General features: G+C 66.3%; 20 protein-coding genes. 8 read left to right on the plus strand and 12 right to left on the minus strand.

The genetic code is table 11. The features are described from left to right. Nucleotides 1-6: 6 nt before the first annotated feature. On the plus strand, nucleotides 7-786 hold the full coding sequence (locus tag AC3RCE_RS11900) for an SDR family NAD(P)-dependent oxidoreductase (protein ID WP_218295269.1): 780 nt from the start codon (nucleotides 7-9) through the stop codon (nucleotides 784-786). 73 nt (nucleotides 787-859) lie between these two features. Beyond that, nucleotides 860-1165, plus strand: a complete 306-nt coding sequence (locus AC3RCE_RS11905; RefSeq protein ID WP_218295268.1) for a Dabb family protein — start codon at nucleotides 860-862, stop codon at nucleotides 1163-1165. 464 nt (nucleotides 1166-1629) lie between these two features. Here the strand turns inward: AC3RCE_RS11905 and AC3RCE_RS11910 are convergent, their stop codons facing one another. After that, nucleotides 1630-2718 carry a helix-turn-helix transcriptional regulator gene (locus tag AC3RCE_RS11910; protein ID WP_255594678.1) on the minus strand — a complete coding sequence of 363 codons (1089 nt, stop codon included), beginning with the start codon at nucleotides 2716-2718 and terminating at the stop codon, nucleotides 1630-1632. Nucleotides 2719-2910: 192 nt separating this feature from the next. Here AC3RCE_RS11910 and AC3RCE_RS11915 point away from each other — a divergent pair, with 192 nt between their 5' ends. The 3 genes from AC3RCE_RS11915 to AC3RCE_RS11925 all read left to right on the plus strand — a co-directional run bounded on the left by AC3RCE_RS11915 (nucleotide 2911) and on the right by AC3RCE_RS11925 (nucleotide 5656). Beyond that, on the plus strand, nucleotides 2911-4218 hold the full coding sequence (locus AC3RCE_RS11915) for a choice-of-anchor Q domain-containing protein (RefSeq protein ID WP_492255252.1): 1308 nt from the start codon (nucleotides 2911-2913) through the stop codon (nucleotides 4216-4218). Nucleotides 4219-4283: 65 nt separating this feature from the next. Beyond that, a complete protein-coding gene (locus AC3RCE_RS11920; RefSeq protein ID WP_492255253.1) occupies nucleotides 4284-4907 on the plus strand; it encodes a hypothetical protein in 624 nt (207 codons plus the stop codon). 71 nt (nucleotides 4908-4978) lie between these two features. Next, nucleotides 4979-5656: an IPTL-CTERM sorting domain-containing protein gene (locus tag AC3RCE_RS11925; protein ID WP_369644021.1), complete on the plus strand. Its 678-nt coding sequence runs from the start codon at nucleotides 4979-4981 to the stop codon at nucleotides 5654-5656. A 675-nt stretch (nucleotides 5657-6331) separates the two neighbouring features. Here AC3RCE_RS11925 and AC3RCE_RS11930 read toward each other — a convergent pair. From AC3RCE_RS11930 to AC3RCE_RS11940, 3 genes are all read right to left on the minus strand, one after another. Then, nucleotides 6332-6523, minus strand: a complete 192-nt coding sequence (locus AC3RCE_RS11930; protein WP_492255254.1) for a hypothetical protein — start codon at nucleotides 6521-6523, stop codon at nucleotides 6332-6334. A 120-nt stretch (nucleotides 6524-6643) separates the two neighbouring features. Next, entirely contained in the window at nucleotides 6644-7129 is a 486-nt protein-coding gene (locus AC3RCE_RS11935) for a DUF2165 family protein (RefSeq protein ID WP_492246371.1), read from the minus strand. Beyond that, on the minus strand, nucleotides 7129-8580 hold the full coding sequence (locus tag AC3RCE_RS11940) for an MFS transporter (RefSeq protein ID WP_492255255.1): 1452 nt from the start codon (nucleotides 8578-8580) through the stop codon (nucleotides 7129-7131). The genes AC3RCE_RS11935 and AC3RCE_RS11940 overlap by 1 nt, the downstream gene beginning before the upstream one ends. A 69-nt stretch (nucleotides 8581-8649) precedes the next feature. Between AC3RCE_RS11940 and AC3RCE_RS11945 the strand changes: the two genes are divergently transcribed. After that, nucleotides 8650-9318, plus strand: a complete 669-nt coding sequence (locus AC3RCE_RS11945) for a helix-turn-helix transcriptional regulator (RefSeq protein WP_492255256.1) — start codon at nucleotides 8650-8652, stop codon at nucleotides 9316-9318. A 299-nt stretch (nucleotides 9319-9617) separates the two neighbouring features. Here the strand turns inward: AC3RCE_RS11945 and AC3RCE_RS11950 are convergent, their stop codons facing one another. Continuing rightward, nucleotides 9618-10802, minus strand: a complete 1185-nt coding sequence (locus AC3RCE_RS11950; RefSeq protein ID WP_369644018.1) for a serine hydrolase domain-containing protein — start codon at nucleotides 10800-10802, stop codon at nucleotides 9618-9620. 146 nt (nucleotides 10803-10948) lie between these two features. Continuing rightward, entirely contained in the window at nucleotides 10949-11896 is a 948-nt protein-coding gene (locus tag AC3RCE_RS11955; RefSeq protein ID WP_492255257.1) for a helix-turn-helix domain-containing protein, read from the minus strand. A gap of 423 nt (nucleotides 11897-12319) precedes the next feature. Between AC3RCE_RS11955 and AC3RCE_RS11960 the strand changes: the two genes are divergently transcribed. Next, nucleotides 12320-13039: an META and DUF4377 domain-containing protein gene (locus AC3RCE_RS11960; RefSeq protein ID WP_255590827.1), complete on the plus strand. Its 720-nt coding sequence runs from the start codon at nucleotides 12320-12322 to the stop codon at nucleotides 13037-13039. A 19-nt stretch (nucleotides 13040-13058) separates the two neighbouring features. Here AC3RCE_RS11960 and AC3RCE_RS11965 read toward each other — a convergent pair whose 3' ends face one another. The 6 genes from AC3RCE_RS11965 to AC3RCE_RS11990 all read right to left on the minus strand — a co-directional run bounded on the left by AC3RCE_RS11965 (nucleotide 13059) and on the right by AC3RCE_RS11990 (nucleotide 18960). After that, a complete protein-coding gene (locus tag AC3RCE_RS11965) occupies nucleotides 13059-13502 on the minus strand; it encodes a helix-turn-helix domain-containing protein (RefSeq protein ID WP_218295259.1) in 444 nt (147 codons plus the stop codon). Nucleotides 13503-13602: 100 nt separating this feature from the next. Beyond that, nucleotides 13603-14514 (minus strand): DMT family transporter, encoded by a 912-nt coding sequence (locus AC3RCE_RS11970; protein WP_492255258.1) that lies wholly within the window; start codon nucleotides 14512-14514, stop codon nucleotides 13603-13605. A 145-nt stretch (nucleotides 14515-14659) separates the two neighbouring features. Beyond that, nucleotides 14660-14971: an HU family DNA-binding protein gene (locus AC3RCE_RS11975; protein ID WP_218295257.1), complete on the minus strand. Its 312-nt coding sequence runs from the start codon at nucleotides 14969-14971 to the stop codon at nucleotides 14660-14662. A gap of 445 nt (nucleotides 14972-15416) precedes the next feature. After that, nucleotides 15417-16964, minus strand: coding sequence for an IPTL-CTERM sorting domain-containing protein (locus AC3RCE_RS11980; RefSeq protein ID WP_492255259.1), 1548 nt, complete (start codon nucleotides 16962-16964; stop codon nucleotides 15417-15419). Between the two features lie 74 nt (nucleotides 16965-17038). After that, nucleotides 17039-18289: an IPTL-CTERM sorting domain-containing protein gene (locus tag AC3RCE_RS11985; RefSeq protein ID WP_492255260.1), complete on the minus strand. Its 1251-nt coding sequence runs from the start codon at nucleotides 18287-18289 to the stop codon at nucleotides 17039-17041. 236 nt (nucleotides 18290-18525) lie between these two features. Next, nucleotides 18526-18960, minus strand: coding sequence for a hypothetical protein (locus AC3RCE_RS11990; protein WP_492255261.1), 435 nt, complete (start codon nucleotides 18958-18960; stop codon nucleotides 18526-18528). 312 nt (nucleotides 18961-19272) lie between these two features. Between AC3RCE_RS11990 and AC3RCE_RS11995 the strand changes: the two genes are divergently transcribed. Continuing rightward, entirely contained in the window at nucleotides 19273-20394 is a 1122-nt protein-coding gene (locus tag AC3RCE_RS11995) for a helix-turn-helix transcriptional regulator (RefSeq protein ID WP_492245391.1), read from the plus strand. Nucleotides 20395-20408 lie beyond the last annotated feature (14 nt).

Raw genomic sequence — 20408 nt, forward strand, 5'->3', positions numbered from 1 at the left:
ATCCACATGGCAAAGACCTATTTTGAAAAAAACTTTGGCTTACAGGGCCGCGTGGCCTGTGTGACAGGCAGTGCTGCGGGCCTGGGCCTGGCCATCGCCCGCCACCTGGGGCAAGCGGGAGCACGCATCGTGGTCAATGACCTGGACGCAGGCCGCTGCGAAGAGGCCGTGCGCTTGCTGACGGTAGAAGGCGTGGAAGCGCGTCATGCTGTGTTCGACGTATCCCAGGCCGAGGCGGTGGGCCAGGCCATTGACACACTGGCCTTCGACGGCTGGGCGCCCGACATCATGGTCAGCAATGCCGGAAACCAGAACCGCAAGTTGGTGACCGAGATGACGCTTGTGCAGTGGCAGTCGCTGTTCGATGTGCATGTGAACGGCGCCTTCAATTGCGCCCACGCGGTGTTGCCGCATATGACGCGCAAGGGCTTTGGCCGGATCATTTTGATGTCTTCCGTAGCCGGCCAAGCGTGTATGCCCGGTATCGCAGCCTACGCTTCGGCCAAGGGTGCTATCGCCGCATTCACCCGCGCGTTGGCGGTGGAGTACGGCAGCGCTGGCGTCAACAGCAATGCGCTGGCTCCGGGCTTCGTGCGCACCCAGTTCACGCAGGGTCTGCAGGAGCGCGAAGGTTTTGACAGCTTCCTGCAGAGCGCCGTGCCAATAGGTCGATGGGCAGAGCCCGACGACATCGCACCTGCCGTGGTGTATCTGGCGTCGAATGCCGGCTCGTTTGTCAATGGGCATGTTCTCGCCATCGACGGAGGAATGTTGGCCCGCATGTAGGACCGCAGTCCATTTGTCTCTACCCATTGTGTGATGCACCGTGCATCCCCACGAATCAGAAAGATCCCTGCCCATGTACATGCACCTCGTCATGATGGAGTTCATTCCCGATGCCGGCCCCGAGTTTTTCCACAAAGTGGAGGCCTATGCCGTGCGGATTCGCCAAGAATGCGCGGATGTGCTGACCTACCACTTTGGCGCCAATGAAGCAGCTCGATCCGATGGCTACACCCATGCGGTGGTGTCTGCGTTCAAGGGCCGCCCCGCGCACGACGCTTACCAGGCCAGTCCGGCCCATGTGGAAATGAAGACCTATATGGGGCCATACATCCAGCGACTTGTGGTTTTCGATGGCGCAGCGCCCCTGCAATTGCAATAGTCCTAGGTAGTACCTGGCATACGAACTTCTGCCCAGCTGTGGCGGCCATAGAGGGCAAGTTACGCCTGTTTCCGCTGCTGCTATTTACACAGAAAAAAGACGCCCAGCTCTGGGCGAAGGCAAATAATTTGGCCGACGATATTCAGTTCACGGGAGCGTAGTCAGCAATTCGAGACTCGGCACGACAGTGCGGGCCTGATCCTTCAGAGCCTGCTCGGTCGGATTTCTCGCGGTCTGGCTATGCACGGGAGATCCTAGTGCAACGTGGCCGCCATGGCGGCCTCAATTGATCTCGCAAGCTGTTAGAACTGATCGTTGGAGTCCGGGAGAGACAGCGCATTGCGGACCGCACGCGGAGCTGGTGGTCGGCATCCGAGAGGGTCCGTCGGCGGAGAGCCCGGTCCTATCTTTCGATGACTGCATTGCGCCGAAAAACGTGAGGTCAAATCCCCCTTCGCCGGGCTTCAATGCAGCGTAAACAAGAGTGCCTGCAGCTCCTGGCGATTGTGGACACGTAGTCGGTCGTAGATCTGGCGTCGATAGGACGTAGTAGTGTGGGTGCTGATACCCATGTGCGCAGCGATCTGATCTTCGGGCAGGCCGCGTGCCAGCCAGTAGGCCAACTCGTGCTGGCGCTGCGGTAACCCAAGCGCACGCAGCGCAGGCAGCAGTTGCGTCACGCGCTGTACCCGCTGCGCGATGTGGATGCCCACCGCCCGGTCTTCGCCCTTGACGTCGGCCATCTGTGTGGCGCGCAGCGAGAACAAGCCGCTGGCGTTATGGAGGTCCATCTGCGGCAGTACGGGCGCGGCACCTTTCACCACGGAGCGCAGGCGCTCCAGCAACACCCGCAGCGCGCATGGCAGCTCGTTGCGCTGATACCACCGCAAGCCAAAGGCTAACGCCATCAACTTGTCTGCCTGGGGGGACGTCCACAGCAGCCGGCCCTGTGGCGTGGCCACCAGCATGGCACTGTCAACCAATACGCTGCCCTGCGGATCTAGTTCGCCAGGCTGCAGGATGCGCGCCAGCCAAGGTTCCAGCCGCCCGAGCATGGCGGCGTCTTCAGGCGCGAAGCGGGGTGCACCAGGCTTGCGGCACAGCTTGAGCGAGCCGACGCCCTGGCTCTGCGGCGTGCGCAGCACCAGGCTCAGAAAGTCTTGCCACTCGCACGGCCGCGCCAACTCGTTGTAGAACTCGCTGCGCATGAACTCATGGCGCGGCACGGTGATGATCTGCTCCATCGATAGCACTCCATGCTCGTGGCGCATGGCGGCAGCGAAGTCGTGCAGGCTGTAGCGCACCAGCTTGAGTTCCGACGCTCTCAGCTGCGGATCGAAATAGAGGTGCATCCACTCGCGCGCGGCCGAGGGTTCGCTATACGCATCCCACACCCCGTCGGTATCGGGGTGGAAGTACACGCCTGTATCAAAGCCGATCAAGCGATGCAGTTCATGCAGCACAGGTTCGATAAGCTCCGGCCCGCTGAAATCCAGGCAGGCCATTTGTTGCAGGCGCGCCACGGCCTGTTGCTGAATGCGGGGAAGAGACATGGAGCCGCGATCTAGTTGTACGTCGCAACGTATCAATGCGCTGCGCACGCAACAACTTAGCACATGGATAACTTTTTTGCCCCCCCCCAAGGGGGTGCTGGCATGCAATGAGCTTCACCCCCCTAGGGGCGTGGCGGGGGGGGATGAGATTTTCTACAGTGCTTGGGATAGAAGTTTTTGCTCCCGTATCACATGAAAAAACAATGCATCGCCGCTTTGCTCGCCCTCACTGCCTGCGCCTGGACGCAGGCCGCCACCCTGGTCGCCGATACCGCCGCTGACCTGAGCGACCCCACCCCAGGGGACGGCATCTGCGGCACGGGCGTAGCGGGCACCTGCTCGCTACGCGCCGCCATACAGGAGGCCAACGCGCTGCCCGGCGCCGACACCATCACTCTGTACTCGGGCAACTACGAGCTGACGCAAGCGCCCGCAAACAACCTCCTCACCATCAGCAGCGACCTCACCATCAACGGCATGGGCGTGAGCGCGGGTGCCACCGCCATCAACGGTGGCGGCGACCGCCTGGTGCTGCAAATCACCGGCAACCACACCGTCAACCTGACCAACCTCGCCATCATCGGCGGCACAGGCGCAGGCTCGGCGTTTGGGGGCGGCCTGGTCGTTGAGGGCGGAACGGCCACACTCACTCGGGTGGGGGTGCAAGGCAACACTTCAGCGAGCTCCACCACCAAGCAGGGCGGAGGCATCTATGTGCACGACACGGCCACACTCCACCTGAGCGACAGCGTCGTGACCGGCAACACCGCTGGTATTGCCGGAGGCGGGGTCATGGTGCGCGTCGGAGACACCGCGCACATCAGCGGCAGCACCATCGACAACAACACCGTGGCCAGCCCTGCCGGTAGCGGGGGAGGCATCGGCGTCGGCGGCACGCTGCACCTCGTCAACTCCACCGTCTCCGGCAACGCGGCGCCACAAGGCAGCGGCATCAGCGTGACGGCCAACGGCACTGCCGACGTTCGCTTTGCCACCATCGCCGCCAACACCGCCACCCAACTGGGCGGTGCCCAACTGGCAGCAGATGGTCCCGCCCAGATCAGCGGCAGCATCGTGGCCAACCCGGCGGTGGGCATCAATTGCTCGAACCCGACGAACCAACTGCAGTCCGGCGGCAACAACCTCGATAGCGGCACCACCTGCGGCTTTGGCGCGGCAGGCGACATCGCCAGCGCCAACCCGCTGCTGGGGCCGCTGGCCTACGTCAACAACCTGATCGCCCCCATCCACGCACTGCAAGCGGGCAGCCCTGCCATTAACGCCGGCCCCACCACAGGGCAAATACCCGCCACCGACCAGCCCGGCACCGCCCGGGTGCAGATGGGGCGGGCCGACATCGGGGCCTATGAATCGGCCCTGGGCATCTGGGCCGGGGGCGGCAACGTGCAGGCCGTGCCCGTGGACAACCCTTTTGCCTTGACGCTGACCGCCGTCGGTCTACTGGGCCTTGCCTTGCGTGGACGGCGCAAGAACTCATAAAAAGATAGCTTTCTGCGCTTGCTAGATAAGTGCTGGTGGCACTTTTTCTGCCACACCCTCTTGCCATGAAAAAACAACTAGCCCTCATCACCCTGGCCGCATTCGCCCACACGGGCGCCTGGGCCGCCACCTATAGCTACACCGGCAACCTGTATGACTCGGCCACTGTGCACAACTTCACCGCCCCTTGCGGCGCGGGCGATTGCGCCAACTTCAGCACCGCCATGTGGCCGACGGCCACGATCACCACCACCGTGGCGCTCCCGCCCAACATGACGAGTGACTCCATCCCTCTGGGCAATATCACAGCGTTCTCGATTTTTGACGGCCTGGTCGCCTATGCCAGCGGCGACCCCTTGGTCACGCTGAACTTCGCCCAAGCCACCACCGATGCCGCAGGCCAACTGACAAAGCTGCAGATACTCGCTACGCGTTGGCAGCAATCCGGGCCGCATAACGGCGCCAACATGCGCTTGGACGACGTCAACACGACCTCTCGCAGCCGTCACAACGTGATCTGCCTGACCACTGCCCCAGCGCCTGGGGGTGGCGACACATGCACCCAGAGCGAGGGCAACGGCACCTGGGACGACACACCAGTTGGGCCGACCCAGGCGCCCTGGCGCCTCCAGGCCCCTCCGCTGGCGTGCAGTCCGTGCCGGTGGACAACCCCTTCGCCCTGGCGCTGACCGCCGCCGGCCTGCTGGGCCTGGCCCTGCGCGGGCGGCGCAATCTCACTTCTTAAAACTCACCCGCTTCCATGAAGAAAACCCTCACACTGCTGGCTGCCGCCTTCCTCCAGGCCGGCGCCTGGGCCGCCACCTACACCTACACGGGCCCGGCCTACACCGCGCCCGCCCTGCACAACTTCACCAACTGCCTTGCCGGCAATTGCGGCGCCTACACCACGGCCATGGGGCAGGCAGGCTCGTTCTCCACGGCGTCGCCTTTGCCGAACAATCTCAGCAACCAGGACATCATGGCGCAGGTGACTTCGTTCTCGTTTACCGATGGACTGACCACCTATGCCAGCAGCGACCCGCAGGTGTCGCTGGCCTACATCACGGCCACCACCATGGGCGGGGTGCTGGATCTCGCCGTCGCCGTGCAGCGCTGGCAAACGCCCGCCCCGCATGCGCAGGGCGACCACATCGACTTCATGAACATCCACTACGGAGGCGCCCACAATGGACTGTGCAACGCGCCACCGGGTCTCACCGTGCAGGGCGCCGTGATGTGTGGAAACATCGACTCGGGCGACGCCTATTCGAGCCAATGGGACGGCGAACCGGGCGGCACCTGGGCACTCTCCGCCACACCGCCCACGCCGGGCGGCGTCAACGCCGTGCCCACCTTGGGCGAATGGGGGCTGCTGCTGCTGTCCGCCCTGATGGTGGGGGTGGGCGCGTGGCGGTGGCGCAAGCAGCGTTCTGCATAAAAAGAGGCTGAAGCAACTATGCAGCGGGCGTAAGCGGCTATTGAGTCGTTAGTGAGTTCACTCCATCTTTTGCGGGCAACAGCCCGCCTTTTTTTGTGCAGGAGTCTTTCGAGATCGCCCGAACAAATTCACCTAGTGCGCCAAGGCTTCGCGCAGACCAAATGCCATCAACTTCGATTCCGCAAAACGCTTGAAATATGAGCCAAATGAAGGATGTAAAGACCGGGGAACAAGCCGGGGAACAAGACGGGTTTTTGTCGTGAAAGTTGGCTTATATAAGCTGTTTCCATAAATCATTCAGTAGATGCCAGCCCAAGGGCGTCCACACTAATCCAGTGGACGCCCTTTTTCTTTGCTGAATCAACAACTTGCAGACCATGGCCGTCTACAGCCGTCCATGCCCAGCCAAGCAAAAGTGGGGGTACAAGTGGCGGTACAAACCCAGAAATCTGGTGAAATCGGGCTTTTGTACCCCCACTTCCCTCTGTAGAAGGGGGTTTGCCATAGGGGAATCTGTACCCCGCCGGCTGCCCTCATCCATCGTTTTGTACCCCGTGCCCCATCCAAGACACCGCCACACACTGGAAACCGCGAGTCTGTGGCGGTTTTCTTTGCCCCGAAGTGTCTTCGTAGGGTGCTGAGAATCGCACCGAAGTCGCACGCGAATCGCACCGATCAGGTGCTTCCCACAATGCGCAATTCGGCCTTGGGCTTCTGGTAGTCCTTGCGGATGAACTTTCCGCAGGTCCGGAACACCTCCACGTCTTCATGTCCCAACTGCTGGGCGGTGTACCAGGGGTTCTGGCCAGAGGTCGGCAGGGTGGAGGCAGAGGCGTGGCGAACCTGATAGGGGTTCAGGTAAGGCACACCCGACCGCTTCAACGTCCTTCAGGCCGCCAGTCAGCCTCCGCTCCTGACGTGTACTCTGTTGGGGAGCCTTTCCCAGTTCTCCGGCACCGATGGGCGGAGCACGTGGTACTGCCCCGCCTATGCCCACGCCATATTGAAGACAACAAAGGCAGCAGCCACCCAGACCAGCAGGGCGATGTGGGTCAGTTGCAGGCTCTGTTGCCGGATCCAATAGCCGAACCACAGCCCCCCGAGATGCATGGACAACAAGAACGCAGCGAAGGTGCTCAAGGCCAGGTTCAGCCAGGGCCGGGCGGTGACCAGGTCGCCCACGGCGAGCAGTTGCCAGCAGCCCGCCCAGCACGCGGCTGCCGCCACGGTCTGCAGCGCCAGCACCCACAGCAGCGCGAGTCGGTGAACGGCGGGCGAATCGATGGCCCGTGAAAGGAGTGGCGTGTCGATCGCGGGCTGCTGCTTCAGCGGCGCCATCGACATCGTTGCGCCGATGGCAGCTGTAGAGCCGCCAAGCGCGTGGCAGTTGTTGATGACGCTGATGGACAGCCAGATCGCCAGGCCCAAGGCATGGACCGCCAGGAACAGCTCCTGTGACATACCGGCCCCCATCACGAAATTCCTTGCCGACGGGTGATCCGGCGCGCCAGCAGTATGGCCACTGCGGGCGGCAGCGCGAAGGTAGCGAACAGCCACAGCGCGGCAGACTGTGCGCCCGCCGCGCCTCCTGGGCGGGTGAGCCCCGCTGCATTGGCTACAAGCCCTGCCATCGCCGCCCCGATCGCCATGCCATAGAGCTGTACCGTCGTGATGGCGGCCGACGCCGTGTCGGTTTCACCGGGCGGAGCGAGTGTCAGCAGGCGGGTGACCAGGTGCGGCCAGCCCATGCCCACGCCGGCGCCGACGCCTGCCAACGCCACACCGCAAAGCGCCATTCCTGCGCTCGCCGGCAGACCGGCGCCGGCAGGCACCAGCACCGCCAGGGCCAGCAGGGCAGCCGCGCACAGCATCGGTCCCGCGCGCAGCAGGCGCTCGGCGCGGGCTCCGGTACATCCCGAAGACACCAGCGAGCTCACACTCCAGCCGGCTGCCATGGCGGCGGTGAGGTAGCCCGCGGCCAGTGGCGTCAGGCCCTGCCGCACCTGCAGAAAGTAGGGCACGAAGATCTCGGTGGTGGTGCCGATAAGCAGCAAGGCGATGCTCGCATAGACCGCTCCCAAAGGTGAGCGCAGCCGCGTGGCGCCCGAAGGCAGCAAGCGCACGGATGCCCGGCGATCCCATGCAATCGCCGCGGCGCCCAACGCCAGCCCCGCTGCGACACCCGCCCCCTGCACCATCAGTGCCGACGAGAGGCCGCCCACGGCGACTACCATCACCGATGCCATCAGCAACACGACCTGGGCCAAAGGGATGCCCGCCTGCGCAGGGACGGCCGCGGCCTGGGTGCGTGCAGGACGCAGCTTCAGGGCGGCCAGCAGCGCCTGTAGCAGCGCCACGGGTAACAGGGTCCAGAACGCCCATCGCCAATGTCCCGCCTGCGCGAACAGGCCGCCCACGGCCGGCCCGCACAGGGTGGCCACGCCCCACATGCCGGACACCAGGGCCACCGCGCGCGGCCACAGCGCAGGCGCGAAAACGATCCGTATCAGCGCATAGCTCAACGCGGCCAGTGTGCCGCCTCCCAGGCCCTGCACGCTGCGCCCGGCCAGCATCCACGGCATGGACGGCGCACCGGCGCAGATGGCCGAGCCGAGCGCGAACACCGCCAACGCCGCCATGCAGGCGTCGCGGGGCCCCGCCACACCGAGCAGCCGAACCGACAGCACGGCCCCCAGGATGGAGGCCACCACAAAGAGCGTGGTGCTCCAGGCGTACCAGTCCAGCCCTCCGATGTCCCGGACCACCGACGGCAATACAGTGGTCACGATGTGCACGTTGACCGCATGCAGCGCCACGCCACCGGTGAGGGCCAGGGCGAGCCAGCCATTCGTGCCGGTGAACAAGTCGCTCCAGGTGGCCGTTGAAACAGAAGGAGAAAGGGAAGGGGACACAGGAGAACTCATGGATTCACGGAGAAGGGAAAACGGGATGGCTTAAAATCCAAGTCATTCCTTGCATATTAAGTGGGTGCCATGCTTTATACAAGTAAAAACTTTGAAAATAAGGCAGATCTGCCGACGGCGGATCGCATCCTTTTTTTCATCAAGTCCAAGGGCGCCGCATCCACTTCCATGCTTGCGACGGCGATGGACCTGACGCCGGAGGCGGCCCGGCAGCAAGTCCAGAAACTGGTGGCGTCGGGATGGATCGAGGGGCGGCAGGAAGCGCTGCCTGGCGTGGGGCGCCCGCGCCAGAACTGGGTGCTGACCGAGGCCGGCAACGGCCGGTTCCCGGACACGCATGCGCAGCTGGCCGTACAGATGATCGGGTCGGTGCGCGCGTTGTTTGGCGAAGAAGGGATGGACCGGCTGATCGCGCAGCGCGAAGCCGAGGCGCGGGCCACGTATCTGCAGGTCTGCAAAGGCCGGACCCTGAAGGAGCGGCTTGAACAGCTCGCCACCGTTCGTACCGAAGAAGGCTACATGGCGCGTGTCGAACGTGACCGGAGCGGCTGGCTGTTGATCGAGGACCACTGCCCGATCTGCATCGCCGCGCGCACCTGCCAGGGTTTTTGCCGTTCGGAACTGCAGCTATTCCAGGAAGTCGCTGGTGCGGATGCCCGAGTCAGTCGTGAGCAACATCTGTTGGAGGGCGCGACGCGTTGCGTGTACCGCATCGTTGCCGTCAACCGCCAGTCGTGAGTGCTTTCAAAACACCTGCAAAGGTGAGATCGGCCTGCTGCAGGTGGGGTGCGGTCGTGAAAGCCCGGCAGTCCACGGGCTGCTTTTCTCGGCGGCTGCCATTGAGGGCTGACCCAAAAAAAACACAGCCGAAGACTTGGCCTCGGCGGCTCGTCGGCAGGGGTGGATTTTTCAGTTTCGGCCTGGTGCATACCGCCTGCTCCTTGCTCCTTCCCAACGGCGGCATGCATTTCCTGTTTGCTGTTTGCCTACTTGGCCAGCGCCACGGTTGAGTGGCGCTGGCGGTACGACCTTGTCCGTTATCCCTTCCTTGTCCGGCGCAGGGCGTCGTAGACGCCTTTCTCGTAGGCGTACAACAGATCCATGACCCTTGCATCCGCGAAAGGGAAGGTCTGGGTCGCCAGCAGTCCGGCGATGCCGGTGTGCGGATCGATCCAGAAGAAACTGTTGGCCAGGCCGGCCCACGAGAGGCTGCCTGCGGGGCGGCCCGTAGGGGCTTCCTCTTCATTGATCTGGAATGCCAAGCTCCAGGTTTTTCGCAGGCCCGGGAAGAACTCCGCGTCAGCGGTCAGCGCGATGGCAGCCTTGAGCAGGCTCACCCGCGCGTTGCCGATCTGGTTGAGCATCAGGTGGCTGACCACCGTCTCCGGCTTCAGTACACGCTCGCCGTCTAGTTGGCCGAGGTTGAGCACCATGCGCATGAAGCGGGCATAGTCGCCTGCGGTGCTGTAGAGCGCGCCACCTCCCATGTGGAACTCGGGCTCCTGAGTGATCTCGAAAGGGAAGGGGGCAAAGGCGCCGTCTTCGCCGCGCAGGTGTACGCCGGCAAGGCGCTGGCGCATGTCGGGCGTGATATGGAAGCCCGTGCTGGTCATGCCCAGCGGCCCCCAGAGGTTCTGGTGCATGAACTCGCCCAGCGTGAGGCCGGTCACGGCCTCGACCATGCGGCCGGCCCAGTCGATGCCTATGCCGTACTCCCAACGCTCGCCCGGGTCGGCCACCAGAGGCAGTTCCAGCGCCTTCAAGCGGCAGTCGATGGTTCCGGGGATGCCGAGCGCCGCCTGCACTTTTTGCATGTCGGGGTTCCAGATCTCGTAGCTGCAGCCGGAATTGTGCGAAAGCAGATGCCGCAGCGTGATCGGGCGCTTCGGTGGGCGGGTGATCGGTTGCCCTTGCGCGTCAAAACCGGTCAACACCCCCAGCGCGCCAATGGCAGGCACCACACGGGAAGCTGGCGCATCGAGGTCCAGCAGGCCGCGCTCGACGCACTGAATGGCGGCTACCGAAGTAATCGCTTTGGTCATTGAAGCAATCCACAACACCGTGTCGGGGCCCATGGCCGCACCGCCTCCCAACTGGCGCTCACCGGCGCTTCCTTCGTACAGGATGCCGTCCCGATCGGCTACGAGAGCCAGTACGCCCGGTGCGTGACCTCGTTTCACGCCGTCGGCAAGAATTTCGTCGAGCGCATTTTTCATGTTCATGTTGTCTCCTGGGAATTTTTAGTCACTCGCTTCAACGCCGCAGCATTGCGGGCGTCAGCGAGGAAAGTCTAGGAAACGAAGTGCGCTGCGGCTGGCCGTATCACGCCAGGTCTCTGGCCGCCATGTGCCAGCGACGGCCTGCCTTGTCAGCGCAATGCATGCGCCCGGAAAGCCTGTGGCGTCATCTGGCGTTGCCGATGGAACTGGCGAGCGAAATGCGACGCATCGGTGAAGCCGCAGCGCCGGCCAATCTCGCCCACCCCCAGCCGGCGAAACCGCGGCTGAGCGAGCAGGCCCGCTGCGGCCTCCACGCGCAGGGTCATGAGCGTGGTCAGGTATCCCTGGCCTTGCGCGGCCATCGCCCGGTGCAGCGTGCGCAGCGACAAGCCGGCATCGGCTGCAACCTCTGCCGCTGTCAGCCCAGGCTGCATGAAACGGGCGCGCATGACCTGGAGGGACCGTTCGTAGGCCACCTGCATGGCGGGGCGCTGCGCACCATCGACATCGTCCAGCAGTGACAGCAGTCCTCCCAACTGGTCTTCGATCAACTCGTCCTGGGAGCAGGGTCGATCCACAAGGCCGCGAGGGACCAACGCTTCCTTGATGCCACGCAGCGCCAGTCCCCAGCCAGCGTCGCCCCGCAGCGGGCGTCCAATGAGCCGCGAAGGCTCGGGCAGCCACCGCTCAACCCAATCAATGGGCAGTTCGACCGACAGGTCGTCCAGGCCAGCGCCAAAGTCGAACTCGTAGGGTTCGCGAGAGTCGATGAGGATGGAATCCCCGGGCTGCAAAATGCTCGTGCGGCCCACGTGTACGGCGCGCCATGGAAGCTGGGGCTGCGATAGCAGGTAGTAGGCATTGCGCGGGCCGCGGGCTATCTCTGCGGCGGAGCGCAGGACCTTCTGCGGCGCACCTCGTGCTTGGTGCGGGAGGATGCAGTGAAGCGTGCAGCGCTCAATGCTGCCGAAGAAACCGTCTCGCTGCAGCGGCAAGGCGTCCATCTCCAGCACTTCGGCATGCAGCGCATCGCGCCAGCCCCGCAACCGCATGGATTCAGGCAGATTTTCCGACGACCAGGAGCTCAGGCTTCGCATCTCAGACCTCGGCGATTGATGGGCAAGCATAACGCGGCACCCACCGGCTTGGCCACCTGACGCAAGTTGTGGGGCCCAGGAGTCGGCGTGGCCGACCGTCAAGCGACGGGCGGCTGGCAGCAGCGCCAGGGCGGCGCGAAAGGTGTTCCCGATGCCCACCAGGTCAAAGCCATGCAAGCCGTGACACCCCCCGGCGTGAACCAATTGGAAGCGCGGGCATCGAAGGTACTTTGCCGCCCTTGGCATGGCCTCTGTTCACGGCCCCGCAGCTTGCGTGCGGGCACTCCACCCATCAGAAATCAACCCTTTGCAATGACAACGAGACTTGATCACCCCTGGCTACCCCTTCGGGCTGCGACCACCTTCGCTGCAGCCCTGCTGCTGTCGGCGTGTGCCACGGTTGCACCACCTCCAAAAGCACCCATGCCAGAGCCTTTTCCGCCTGCCAGCCTGCCGGGCGCAGTGCAGTCCCATGTGTGGGATGTGACGTCCGCGGTGGACAGCCAGGGGCGGGCGGCCGCCCACTGGCGCCTGGACGGCCGCGCGCCCGTCCGGCTGCAGTTCGACAAGGGGCAGCTTCTGGTGCGCAACCTCTGCAATGCCGTGGGAGCCGCATACCAGCTCGACGGCCATCGCATCCAGCTGGCGCGTCCCACCAGCACGCTGCGCGCCTGCCCCGACAGCGCGCTGATGGCCCTGGAGCAGCAGGTGCTGGCCCAGCTGCCGGGTGCCCAGCGCCTGGATCTGCTGCCCGGCGGGGCATCACAGCCGCGCATGGTCCTGCACTTTGGCGACGGCAGCCGCTGGGAGCTGGCGGGCACGCCCACGCCGCAGACACTGTACGGCAGCGCAGGCGAACGACTGTTCCTGGAGGTCGCGCCCCAGCGGGCGGCCTGCAGCCACGGCGTGATGAAGGGCGCTCAATGCCTGCGCGTGCGCGAGATCCGCTATTCCGCTGACGGCGTGAAGCAGTCGGAAGGCCCATGGAGCCTGTTTTACGACGAGATCCAGGGCTTTGCCCACGAGAGCGGCACCCGCACGGTGCTGCGCGTGAACCGGTTCAAGCGCCAGAACGTGCCGGCCGATGCATCGGCCTACGCCTACGTGCTGGACATGGTGGTGGAGACGGAGACCGTGCGCTGAGGCAGGTTCTCGACTGACTTCAGGCGTGCCCCAGTTTTCGCCGGGCGTTTTTCGGCCCCATGCTCCGGAGGTCGTCAATGCGCGCCAGCTGCGCGGCCCGAGGACGCGCCTTGCCCGACTCCCACCGGCTCACGGACAACTGCGAGGCACCGAGCAACTGCGCCATCTGCGCCTGGGTGATGCCCAATGCGGCGCGCATCTGCCGGACGACCTCGGGGTGGAACTCCGCCTTCGACCCCTGTGCGATGGCCTTCTTGGCAACAGGTGGGGTTTCTTCCGCCACGGGGGGCTGACGCTTCGCAGCCTTGAGCTGCGAAGCGAGCGACTTGACTTCGCGTTTCAGGGCAGCGATCTCCGAGCGGTGGTTCGTGATCGCCTTGCGCATGCTCTGCAACTCAGGCTTGAGCTCCTTGCGCGCCATGCGCACGACTTCGGCCCGGAATGCGTTCGAGAAGGAATTCATGGGCGGATGGTACGTGATCTGCACGCACCCCGCAGGGCGCGACACTGACGACATGACCGGCTTGCACCGGCGGCCCGGGACGCATCTGGCAGCGACCGTGTCACGCAAACCTTCGCCCCACCACCACGGTCGCCACCACCGCCAGCGCAAACCCCAGCGTGGCGGCATCCACCGGTTCACCGAGCAGCGGTATGGATGCCGCAATGGCAAAGAACGGCTGCAAGAGCTGTACCTGGCCCACGCGCAGCGCACCCCCCAGTGCCAAACCGCGGTACCAGGCAAAGAACCCGGCCCACATGGAAAACACTCCCACATAGACGAATCCCGCCCACGCAGTCGCCGACACGGATTGCGTGGGCCACAACAGGAAAGTGGCGGGCAACGTCACCGGCAGGGCCATCACGCACACCCAGCAGATCACACGCTCGGCACCCAGTGCAGGAGTCACCTGCGCCCCGTAGACATATCCCACGGAGGCGGCAATGACGCCCCCGACCAGGAGCAGATCCGCGACCTCGAAGCCCAACCCATGGCCGCCAGCACTGTGCGCCCGCAGCGCCGAGAACGCCACCACCAGCGCACTGCCCAGCAAGGCACAAACCCAGAACCCCGGGCGCGCGCGCTGGCGCAGCACCAAGGCGGCACACACCGAGGTGACCAGGGGCAGCAGGGCCGTGATCACTGCCGCATGGCCTGCCGTCACGGTGCGCAGGGCATAGGCCAGCAGCAAGGGATATCCCAGCAGGTTTCCCAGCACGGCCATCCCGAGCGGCTTCCACTGAACCCGGGTGGGCAAGGGCGGCCTGGTGAGCGCGAGAAACAGGACGGACAGCATGCCCGCAAGCGCGGCGCGCCCCAGCGTCACGAACCAGGGGGACAGCTGCGGCGCATCGATCGTGCCGGTGGCCAGGCGCGTGGCGGGCAGCGTGATGCCAAAAAACGCCACGCCCAGCACCCCCAGCCAAAGACCTGCGGTCTCGCGCCGGATGGACTGGAATGCGGAAAGCTTCATGGGAAGGGGCACAGGATGGAAGGAGTCCGGTCGTCTCGACGCACAACACAAGGAAGCGCAAGGGTTGCGCGCACTGCGCGCAAAACTCCTGGCGTCTGAAGAGACAGGACCGCGCCGGCCCCGGGCCAGCGCGACGGACGCAGGCTTACTTGCCCGCCTTTTCAGCCTTGCGCTGGGCCGCCCTGGGATCCACCACCGCCTTGAACCTGGCGCCGGGCACGAACTTGGGCACCGTGCTGGCAGGGATCTTCAGCGCCGCGCCGGTCGATGGGTTCTTGCCCGTGCGCGCAGCGCGCTTGGCGGACTTGAAAGTGCCAAAGCCCACCAGTTGAACGGCGTCGCCCTTCTTGACCGCAGTCTGGACGGCTTCGATCAGGGTTTCCAGCACCGCATTGGCAGCGGTCTTGGACAGGTTGTTCCTGGAGGCCAGGATGTCAACGAGTTCGGCGCGGTTCATGGTGGTGGCTCTCGATGCAAAGAGATGGGGAAAGTCGAGTTATAGCGCAGACACCCGGAGCGCCGTCGCTCGGTGCCGGGCGGCACCTTTGGCAAGCACTCCACCCCGGTCCTCTCGGCCAGCGCTTGACCGCTGATCGGTTGGTTGACCGTCTTTCCCTCCCAGCCCTCTTGAGCGGGATCCGCGCAGATTTGCGGCTGCTTGCACACCCGCTTCCCTCCAGGCAAAAGAAAAGGCGCTCACAGAGAGCCCACAGGGAGCCCGGTCTGCCTGGCCAGTGCGGGTCTGCTCGACACCGGCGGTGGTTGGCCAAGCCTTCGGGCGTGCTCTGCGCGGTGGCCACGGCCGCCCCTGTGCGTGAGGGGGGCTGGCAATTGCCGGCGCCCTGCTGCTGGCCTGTGAAACCCTGCCGGCGCTTGTCGGGGCTGCGCTGGCAGCTATCGAATCAGGAGCCCACAGCGCGGAGGCGCACGCCTGCGAGCAGCATCAGCGCGCTGAGCAGCAGCACGCCCCACTGCGACAGCGTGGGCACGGCCTGTGCGTTGCCCGGCCCGCCGGGGGCCGCCGCGCTGGGCGTGGCGGCGGCGGGCGGCGCCGAGGGGGCCGAGTCGATGCCGCCCAGGGCGGAAGCGACAACGGTGAAGGTGTAGGGCGTGCCGTTGGTCAGCCCCGTCACGGTGCAACTGGTCGCGGGGTAGTTGGCGGTGCAGGTGCGGCCGCCGGGCTGGGCGGTGACGGTGTAGTGGGCGGGCGTGGTTCCGGTGCCTGCGGGGGGTTGCCAGCGCACGGTGACCTGGGTGTTGCCGGGCTGGGCGGTGACGTTGGCGGGTGGCAGGGGGGCGGTGTGGGTGTACAGCTCGCCGGTGTTCGTGACGGCGTTGCCAGTGGTTTCGCCGCCCAGCACCAGCACCTGGCCGCCAGCAAGCAGGGTCGCGGTGTGGCCCCGGCGGGCGGTGACCAAGTCGGGCTGCCGGGTGGCTTGACCCGGGCCGGAGGCAAAGGAGACTGTCGAGGCGATGACGCTGGCGCCACCCGCGCTGTCGCCCCCTGCCACCAGCACGTTGCCAGGGCCACCAGGCAGCAGGGTGGCGCTGTTGCCGCCGAACTCGAAAGCGGGGAGATTCGGGCCCGCCGCCCAGGTGCTGTCGGCGGGGTTGAACACCAGGGTGGTCGTGACGTGGCTGTTGCCGCCTGCCACCAGCACCCGGCCATCGGGCAACAGCGTGGCGGTGTGCCGCGCACGGTAGAAGGTGTTCAGGGCGGGCACGGGCACCTCCGTCCATGCGCCCGTGGCGGGGTCGCGCAGGTAGGCGCTTTGGGTGGCGATGTTGCCGTTGTCGTAGCCGCCCACCACCAGCACGCGGCCATCGGGCAGCAGCGTGGCGGTGTGCTCGCGCCTGCGGGCGGGCAGGTCGATGCCGCTGGACCAGGTGCCGGTGACGGGGTCGAAGATTTCCACGGAGGACAGCGCCTCCTGCCCCGCGATGCCCCGGCCGCCCACCACGAGCACGGTGCCATTGGGCAGCAGCGTGGCGGTGTGGTGGGAGCGGCGCAGCGTCAGCTGGCCCGTGCTGGCGGCGAAGGTGTTGGTCAGGGGGTTGTAGAGGAGGCTGTTGGCGTTGGCGCTGTTCACCGGGCCGGCCTCCCGCCCGCCGACCAGCAGCACATTGCCGCCGGGCAGCGGGGTGGCGGTGTGGCCGAAACGGGGGCTGGGCAGGTCGGGGCCGCTGCTCCAGGTGTTGGCCGCGGGGTTGTACAGGCGGGTGGTGGCGAGGGCGATGGGGTTGTTTCCGCCATCCACGTTGCCGGTGTCGCCGCCCGCCACCAGCACGGTGGAATCGGCCAGCCGGGTTGCGGTGTGCAGCGTGCGGGCCTCGTCCATGGGCGCGATGGGGGTCCAGCCCGCATGGGCGGCGGCCATGCCCAGGCACAGCGCGCTGGCGTGCAGCAGGCGCCGCAGGGCTCTGCGGTGGTGGTGGGTGGGTGAGTGCATGGGGGTGAGATCCTCTTTTTTGTGGTTAAAAGTGGCTCCAGCGCTTTTCTGGAAAGGCGCTGGCAGCTATCGAATCAGGAGTGGATGGCACGGCGGCGAACGACTGCCAGCAGTACCAGCACGCTCAGCAGCAGCACGCCCCACTGCGACAGCGTGGGCACGGGTTGCACACCACCGGGGCCTGGAGGCATCGCGCGGGGCGTGGCGATGACCAGCGGGAACGAGTTGGCGGACACGCTGCCATTGGCTCCGGTGGCCGTCACCCAGAGGGTGTAGGCCGTGCCATTGGTCAGGCCCGGCACGGTGCAGCGGGTGGTGGGCGCTGGCACGGTGCAGCTGGCGCCGCCTTGGCTGGCCGTGACGGTGTAGCTCACGGGCGGCGTGCCGCCCACGGGTGCCAGCCAGTTCAGTGTGATCTGGCCGTTGCCGGGCTGGGCCGTCACGCCCGTGGGGGCGCCAGGGGCGGGATTGGCGCTGGGTGTCGCGAAGGCCAATGAAGGAGGGGAGATGGAACCGTCCGCTGCGGCCGCCCTCACGAGGAAGCGGTAGCTGGTGCCGTTGCTCAGGCCGCTCACGGTGCAATTGGTGGCGGGGTGCGGCGCGGTGCAGGTGCCGCTGACGGCGCTCAGGTTCAGGGCGGTGACGGTGTAGCTCACCGACGTGGCGCTCACCGCGCCGCCCACGGGTGCTTGCCAGCGCACGGCCACTTCGCCATCGCCGGGCGTGGCGGCGGCCTGGGTGGGCACGCCGGGCGGCAGCGGCGGCGCCTCGCAGTCGCTGGCGACGGCGACGGGGTTGGCGGTGCCTATGCGCAGGCCCAGATTGAGCTGCCGGAAGCTCCGACCGCCCGATATGCCCTCGCTGAAAGTATTGATGCTCCCACTGAACTCGGCATTCCAGCTCGGGGCGGTGGCGAGCACCAAGCCATCGACGGTGTAGGGGTTGTTGTTGCTGGCCAGGCTGGTGATGTTCAAGCCGTTGGGCAGCAGCGCTCCGCTGGCATCCGTGGCGGTAAAGGGGCCCGAGAACTGCGCCCCGTTGAAGCTGGCCTGCGTGTAGACCACGTTGGCGGCATTGTTCATGCGCCAGATGACGCACCTGAGGTCGGCGGGCCGCCATGTCTGGCTTTGGGCGGTATTGCCCCCGTTGTCGTAGACCATTGTGACGGCGTAGCGCTCGCCATCGCGGATTTCGGCGAAGGTGGACTGGTCGATGGTGCCGGTGCTGGTGATGGCGAACGGCGCGGCCTGCGCCGCGCAGGCCGCGGCAGTGGCCAGCACGGCTGCGAGCCAGTGGCGCAGGGGGTGGTGCATGGCGTGTGTCATGGGTTGAGGTTAAAAAGTGCCACCGGCGCTTATTTGTCAAGCGTTGGAAGCTATCGAATCAGGAGTGATTCCAATCGCGCCCGCTGGTCCTTGGCGGCGATGGAGCATTCGTCCTCGTCGCCGAGGTAGGTGACGGGGCGTCGGGTGCGCGCCACCAGCGCTGGCTGTGGCCGGGCATGGAAAGAAGCATTCCTCTGGATGTGCTGTCGTTGGGAAAAGGACGTGAAAAAGAGCGCTCAAGGCCGCCCCTTGCGGCGCGCGCGCATCACTTCCACGTTGGCGCGCTGCTCGGGCGTGAAGCCTGGCGCGGGCTGGGCGCCGGGCGCCTTCTCCACGGCCAGCGCCATGCCCGCGTGCAGGGCGGCCAGCGTGGCGGTGGCGTATTCGCGGCTGGTCAGGCCCTGGCGCGCCAGCGCGGCGCGCACCTGGGGGTGGGCGTCGAGCTTGCGGGCGAGGTCCTCGACCGACTCGGCGTCGTCGTCGTCCTCATCGCCGCTGCTCCCGGGCGCCTGCGGCAGCTTGCGCAGCTCGGCCGCCGCCGCTTCCATGCGGTCCAGCAGCGCGGGCGTGAGGCGAAAGTGCGCCGGGTCGGCGGCGCCCGCCGCACAGGCGCTGGCGGTGGTGGCGACCAGCGCCAGCGCGGCGAGGGTGTGGGTGATGGCAAGGGGCATGGCAGTGTTCACGAGGACAAGGTTTTGGTTTGAAGTAAAAATGGCCGGAAGCGCTTGCTGTGCAAGCGCTGGCAGCTATCAAATTCGATGAGGATTTACGCAAGAACGGGTTCCGGAAAGACGTTTGCACCATGGCAAGGCCGCTGTGGCATCCTTGTTTGCGCACGTCCTGTCGATGTATCCAGGCAGCCGGGCCGGCCCGCCGTGGGGATGCGCGCAAGGCTAGGGGCGCATCGCCCGTGCGGCCCCACCCCGGCGGGGTAGTCGTGCGGCGGCGCGGCGCGCTACATTCGCGCTTTCGTGAAAAAAACCATGCCCACGCCCCGCCGCGCCACCCAAGCCGCCGCCCATCTGCGGCAACTGGCCTGCCTGGATGCCACCGGGCCGCACGCCATCGCGCCCGTGCTGGGCGAGCTGCACCACCTGATCGGGTTCGACGCGGGCTGCCTCATCCACCCCGGCGCGGGCGGCGAGATGGAGGTGTTCGTGGAGAGCCCCGTGTTGCAGGCCGCGATGCCCGACTATTTCGACCCGCGCATCCTGGCGAGCGAGGCACGGGTGATGCACCGGGGTGCGCGCTTGTTTCAGGAGGCGCTGCGGGTGGAACGCGGCGCGCTGATGCTGCCGCAGATGGCCAAGGTGCCCCTGTCCGAGCTGGTGCGCAGCGACTTCTTCAACGCGGTGCTGCGCCCCGGCGACGTGGGCGATGGCCTGAAGCTGCCGCTGCACACGCGCGCGGGCCAGGGTGTCGGCATGTTGTGGCTGTACCGCCGCGAGGCGGACCGGCGCTTCACGCCCGAGGACGCCGCCGCGCTGGGCCGCCTCGAACCCGTGCTGGCGCGCGCGCTGCAGCCGCTGGATCCGGGCGAGGCCGGTGGCGACAGCGAGGTCTGCGGCCAGGGCCTGCTCGTCGTGTCGCCCGATGGGCGGCTGCAATGGATGTCGCCCGAGGCGCAGGCGCTGCTGGCGCTGGCCCTGGGCACGCGCTGGCGCGCGGGCGGCGGCAGTGATCTGCCGGACGTGGTGCGCCTGCTGGTGCAGCGCCTGTTCTGGCCCGCCACGGACGGCGAGGCGCCGCTGCCCGACGTGGCGGTGCGCAATGCCCACGGCGCGTTCTCGCTGCGCGCCACGCGCCTGGCGGGCGTGGCGGGGGCGGGCGAGGCGGCCGCCATCCACATCACCCGCCGGGTGCCGCGCGGCACCCGGCTGCTCGCCCACCTGCGCGCGCAGGACCTGCCCCGGCGCCAGGCCGAGCTGGCCTACTGGCTCGTGCGCGGTGCGCAGGAGTCGCAGATCGCCGAGCGCATGGGCGTGAGCATCAACACCGTGGCCTACCACCGCCGCCAGCTCTACGACGCTTTGGGCGTGCAGGGCCGCCAGGGGCTGGCCGAGCGGCTGCTGCCACCCCCATCGACAACTACCCCCCTGGGGTAGGCCGCGCGGCGCGC

This window comes from Acidovorax sp. GW823-FHT05D11, from assembly GCF_058795695.1.